The 5657-nt window shown below is 29.8% G+C and carries 7 protein-coding genes; all 7 read left to right on the plus strand.

The features are described from left to right. The coding region (locus ACMOUI_RS04925) for a M48 family metallopeptidase (protein ID WP_418964624.1) at positions 1-474 on the plus strand (474 nt) is incomplete at its 5' end. Beyond that, the gene (locus ACMOUI_RS04930) at positions 471-1070 is read left to right on the plus strand and encodes an ECF-type riboflavin transporter substrate-binding protein (RefSeq protein WP_418964625.1); all 600 of its coding nucleotides are present in this window, start codon (positions 471-473) and stop codon (positions 1068-1070) included. The genes ACMOUI_RS04925 and ACMOUI_RS04930, both read left to right, overlap by 4 nt. 15 nt (positions 1071-1085) lie before the next feature. Further along, a complete protein-coding gene (locus ACMOUI_RS04935; protein ID WP_418964626.1) occupies positions 1086-2774 on the plus strand; it encodes an ABC transporter ATP-binding protein in 1689 nt (562 codons plus the stop codon). Then, positions 2774-3604 carry an energy-coupling factor transporter transmembrane component T family protein gene (locus tag ACMOUI_RS04940; RefSeq protein ID WP_418964627.1) on the plus strand — a complete coding sequence of 277 codons (831 nt, stop codon included), beginning with the start codon at positions 2774-2776 and terminating at the stop codon, positions 3602-3604. The genes ACMOUI_RS04935 and ACMOUI_RS04940 overlap by 1 nt, the downstream gene beginning before the upstream one ends. Before the next feature lie 99 nt (positions 3605-3703). Continuing rightward, positions 3704-4645 carry a hypothetical protein gene (locus ACMOUI_RS04945; RefSeq protein ID WP_418964628.1) on the plus strand — a complete coding sequence of 314 codons (942 nt, stop codon included), beginning with the start codon at positions 3704-3706 and terminating at the stop codon, positions 4643-4645. A gap of 74 nt (positions 4646-4719) precedes the next feature. Continuing rightward, positions 4720-5319, plus strand: coding sequence for a hypothetical protein (locus ACMOUI_RS04950; protein WP_418964629.1), 600 nt, complete (start codon positions 4720-4722; stop codon positions 5317-5319). Then, a partial coding sequence (locus ACMOUI_RS04955; RefSeq protein WP_418964630.1) for an EpsG family protein occupies positions 5316-5657 on the plus strand: 342 nt, incomplete at its 3' end. The genes ACMOUI_RS04950 and ACMOUI_RS04955, both read left to right, overlap by 4 nt.

Below are 5657 nucleotides of genomic sequence, written 5' to 3' on the forward strand. Positions count from 1 at the left end.
GACAAATCATATAAAAATGGAGACAATATAGAGTATCTTGGTAAAATTTATATTTTAGAAATTTTACAAAACTCCTCTAACTTTGTGCAAATTGAAAATAATAGTTTTAAAGTATTTTGTAACAAGGAGATCAATAAAAAAAATATAGAAACAATAATTTATAATTGGTATAAAAAAGAGGCTCTTAAAATTTTTAAAATATCTTTAGATAAGTATAGCGACCTTATTGGTGAGAAGTATATAGATTTTAAAATTAGAAAGATGAAAAGACGTTGGGGTTCTTGTAGATATATTACAAAATTAATAACACTAAATGTTGAACTTATTAAAAAGCCCATACAGTGCATTGATTATGTTGCTTTTCATGAAATAGCACATCTTAGATATCCTCACCACAAAAAGGAGTTTTGGGATTTTATATCACTTTATATGCCTGATTGGAAGGTCAGAAAAGAAAGGTTGGACAAAATATGAATAAAAAGTATATTGGAGAAGATGGGTTCAGATACTATGTAAAAAAAGTTGAACTATTTTCTACAAAAAGTGTTGTGGCTATCGGTATTGGTGCTGCTCTTTACAGTGTTTTATCTGGAGTGGCTATCCCTGTTGGTCCCAACACATCATTTAGAATTGCCGTTGCACTTCTTACAATTTTTGGAGCTATTTTTGGTCCTTTAGTTGGATTCTTTGTGGGATTTGTAGGACATGCTTTAAATGATATGATTATGTGGGGAAGCGTTTGGTTCAGTTGGGTATTTTTATCAGCTGTTATTGGACTATTTGGTGGAATGATTACCTTGGATAAAAGTTTCTCTTTAGAAACTGGTCATGTCACTAAAGTTCATATATTTAAAATGTATGTCTATGCTGTTTTAGGAATGATATTCGCTGGACTAGCAGCATATGTAGGAGACGTTTACTTCTATGGCGAGCCTGCCCAAAAAGTTTGGATTCAAATAGCTTTAGCTACTCTTACAAATTTTGTAGTTACTGCAACTTTAGGAATTCCTATTATTCTTGGAATTGCCGCTAGAAAAAGAAAATATTCAAATTTAAAAATAGAAGACTAATTAAAGGAGTAATAGATGAATAATGTAGTAGAATTTAAAAATTTTACTTTTAAATATATTAATCAATTGGAACCCACTTTAAAAAATCTTAATCTGGAGATAAAAAAAGGTGAAAAAGTTCTAATTGCTGGTCCTAGTGGTAGTGGAAAATCTACATTGGGTAGTTGTTTAAATGGTATAGTTCCCTTTTCAAAAGAGGGCGGATTTAAGGGTGTCCTAACTGTCAAAGGAATGGAACCCTATGAGAATAGTATTTTTGAAATCAGTAATCTTGTAGGAACAGTTTTACAGGACCAAGATGGACAATTTATAGGTCTTAGTGTCGGAGAAGATGTATCTTTTATTGATGAAAATAATCTTATTCCTCAGGATAAAATGATAAAAAATACTAGAGAGGCTTTAAAAAATGTGGGTATGGAATCTTTTATTAATCATAGTCCACAAGAACTTTCTGGTGGACAAAAACAATCTGTATCTTTAGCAGGTATAATGAGAAGTCCAGCCGATATTTTACTTTTTGATGAGCCACTGGCTAATCTAGACCCATATAGTGGTAAACATGCTATGAAGTTAATCTGTGATATTCAAAGAAAAACTGGAAAAACTATTATAGTAATTGAGCATAGAATAGAGGATGTTTTAGAGCAAGATTTTGATAGAGTTATCATTTTAAACAAGGGGGAAGTTGTTGCAAATGGAACTCCTGAAGAACTGTTTAGAAAGGATATGTTCAGAAAGTATGGACTGAGAGAACCTCTATATATAGAAGCTTTAAAGTATTCAGGAGTAAACTTAGAGACAGATTCCATATACCCTATAACTCAAATTGGAACTTCCTCTAATATATCTAAAGTTAAAGCTTGGTGCGACTCAATAGAACTTAAAGAAAAATCTTTTTCAGATAGAATTTTAGATATTAAAAATCTTTCTTTTGCTTACACTGAGGATAAACCTATCCTAAAAGATGTCAATTTCTCTGTTAATCGTGGAGAGATTCTCGCTCTTTTAGGAAATAATGGTGCTGGTAAGTCAACTCTTTGTAAAGTTATAACAGGGATTGAAAAAGAGTCAAATGGAGATATTATTTTTCTTGGAAAAAGTATAAAAAAAGATAGCATAAAAAAAAGAGGAGAAAAGATTGGATTTGTTATGCAAAATCCAAATCATATGATTACACAGGAAACTCTTTTAGAAGAGGTTCAGTTTGGACTAAAGATAAGAGGAGTAAAAGATTTCACTGCTAAAGCTGAAAAAGCCTTAGAAGTTTGTGGTTTATATGAGTTTAGATATTGGCCTGTTACCTCTTTAAGCTACGGTCAGAAGAAAAGACTTACAATAGCGGCTATTTTGGCTTTAGAACCTGAAATTCTAATTTTAGATGAACCAACAGCAGGACAAGATTATAAACGATATAAAGAGTTTATGAGTTTTATTAAAACCATTGCAGATAATGGTGTTGGAATCATTCTTATCACTCATGATATGCACCTTGCTCTTGAGTATGCAAATAGAGCTGTTGTTCTTTGTAATGGTAGTATTATAGCCAATAACACTCCATCTATTATTTTAGGTGAGAGGTATTTAATGGAAAAATCCAATTTAAAAGAGACCTCTCTTTCTCAAATGGCAGAGATTATGGGATTAAATCCTGAAACTCTTATGAACTCCTTTATTAATTTTGAAAATCAAGGAGGGATAAGATAATGTCAAGAACTGGTACTTTATATATTGATAAAGATTCTCCAATACATAAAATTGATGGAAGTGTAAAGTTTTTATTACTTCTTATTTGGACAGCTTCAGTATTTTTATTTAATGATTTCAGAGTATTTTTAACATTCTTTATTGTGGGGATGGGGTTATTACATATTGCAAAAATTCCATTTAAGTCAATTAAACCATTGTTTATATTTATTGTTATGTTCACTATTATGAACTCATTATTTTTAATAGTTATCACTCCTGAATATGGATCTACTTTAACTGGCACAACTACCCCTATTTTAACAATAAAAGGGATAACTCTATCCACAGAGACAATCTGGTTTGCTTTAACTCTATCTATGAAGTATCTTGCAGTTTTCCCTATAATGATGTTGTTTATATTCACAACTCATCCAAGTAAGTTTGCAAGTAGTTTAAATAAAATAGGTGTGTCATATAAAGTTGCATACGCTATTAATATAGCACTTAGATACATTCCTGATGTGAGAGATGAGTTTAAAAATATCATGCATGCTCAGGAAGCTAGAGGTGTAGCTTTTAGAAAAGAGGATGCAAATATTATAACAAGATTGAAAAATTATAATACTATTCTTTTCCCACTGGTTCTATCCTCTTTAAATAGAGTTGAGGTTGTTTCTAATGCAATGGACCTAAGAGGGTTTGGACATAATAGCAAAAGAACTTGGTACAGTTCTCAGAAGTATTCATCTATAGATTTTATTACACTGTTATTGATGGCAATAATGCTAATTGTATCAATCTATCTAAAAATATATGTACTTAAAGGATTTTGGTATCCTTTTAATTAAAGACTTGGTAATCAAGTCTTTTTTTGTTTTGACATAATATTGACACAAAACTAAAAAAATAGTATAATCTTGACATAAAGTTGACATATTGGAGGGGTTATGAGTACTAAAATTATATCTTGTTTTGCACTTTCATCTTTTTTATTAGTTAATACATCCATTTTAGCTTTTGATTTTGATAAAATAGGTGGAGATGTTGAGGTTGGATTTAAAGTTAAAGATTATGAGGAGGGTGGAGCTTCTAGAAACTTTAGAGAGGGAAACATAAATTTGACATTAAAACCAAATAAGGATAAAAGTCTTGCTTTTAAATTTGGTTTTGCAGATAGAGTTTTTAATGAGAGTAAAACTGAAAAAAGAAAAGAACAAAGTAGAGACATGTCAGAGTTCTATATTGAAAATATGTATCTTTGGGGAAAGCTTATGTTTAGACCTGAAATCGGTTTAAGATATACTGATTTCCACAATGATGAAATGAAATTAGACTCTGCTAAAGAGTATAGATTTTATCCTAAATTTACTTATACATTTAATAAAAATTGGAGCTTATATTCTAGAGGATTTATCTCATATACAGAGTTAAAAGATTCTTATGTTTCAAAAGATTGGGCAACAGGAAATATAAAATCTGAATCTAGATATGGATATAAGCATAGATTAGAAGGTGGTACTAGATATACTTTTAATAGAAAACATGCTGTATCTGTGGCCTTAGCTGATGACACAAGTGGTGTTAATAAATTTGACTACGATGTTGATGGAACTCAAATTAGATTTAGATATCACTACTCTCCAACTAGAAATTTAAAATTGGTTCCTTTCTTTTTCTGGGGAATTGATGGCGAAAGAGTTTCAACTAGTGGTAAAAAATCTGAAGTTAAAAGGGATATGCTAGGGGTTAACACTCACTATAAAATTACAAAGAGTATCGAACTTATAGCTAAAGTTAACTACGAGTGGAGAGATGATAATACAGACAAAGGTGGAGATGGAAATAAAGACCACTGGTTCTATTCTGGTGCAATAAAATATTCATTCTAATTTTAAAACCTCTTTAATAAAGAGGTTTTTCTATTTTTTATAGTATTATATTAAAAAGGATACTGGAGGTTTAAATGTCTAAAGATTTTTTTAAGATTATTAAAACACATAGATACTTATTTTTTTCTCTTTTTATTTTAGGCCTACTTTTTACTTCATACTTTTATTTTACTACCCCTATTAGATACTCTGCCAAAGCTTTATTTCGTTATATTGAACCCCAAGGAGCCACAAAAATTACAAAAATTGATGTCAATGGAACTATAACTTATGAAAGTATAACTCCTGGAAATGATGGATTATATATTTTAGGTTTAATCGATAGTGATTCTTTAAAAATATCTTTTAATGGAGGAAATGGGATATATACAGTTAGTAGCGAATCCGTTGATCGCAATTTTCCAATTGATGAGGTCAATGACTTTTTAGATTTTGCCATTATGGCAAACATAGATTTTTTAAATAAAAAACTTCTTTATACAACTTCTAAAGATGAGAAACTTAAATTTAAAATGCTACTGGAAGATCCCTCAAAATCTTTTCCATTAATAATTAAAGCCACTTCTGTAGAAGCTATTGATAAACGTTATTTAATTCTATTTTGGGGCTTTATCTTTTCTTTTTTTATCTCTTTAACTGGAACTATTATAAAAGAAAGAGTTGATGAGTTATGATTTTTGTTCTTGGAATTTTTAGTATCTTTCTTTTTTACACTATATTTTTTACTGAAGATACCTATGAAAAAATTTTACTGATTATGCCTGTATTTTTATTGTCTATATACACTGGTACTAGGATGAATGTAGGGGGTTATGACTATCACGTTTACAAGTATTTCTATGAACTTCCATATTATCAAAATCCCTATGGTTATGAATATTTTTTTATTTTACTTAGAGATCTCTCTAAATTTATTGGTTTGAATTTTAATTTTTTTCTTCTATTTTTAAGTTTTGTCTTTAATTTTGTTATTTATAAACTATTTATATCTTACAGCAACTATCCTACACTC

The sequence above is a fragment of the Cetobacterium sp. genome (genome assembly GCF_048470075.1).
In the GTDB taxonomy this organism is placed as follows: Bacteria; Fusobacteriota; Fusobacteriia; order Fusobacteriales; family Fusobacteriaceae; genus Cetobacterium_A.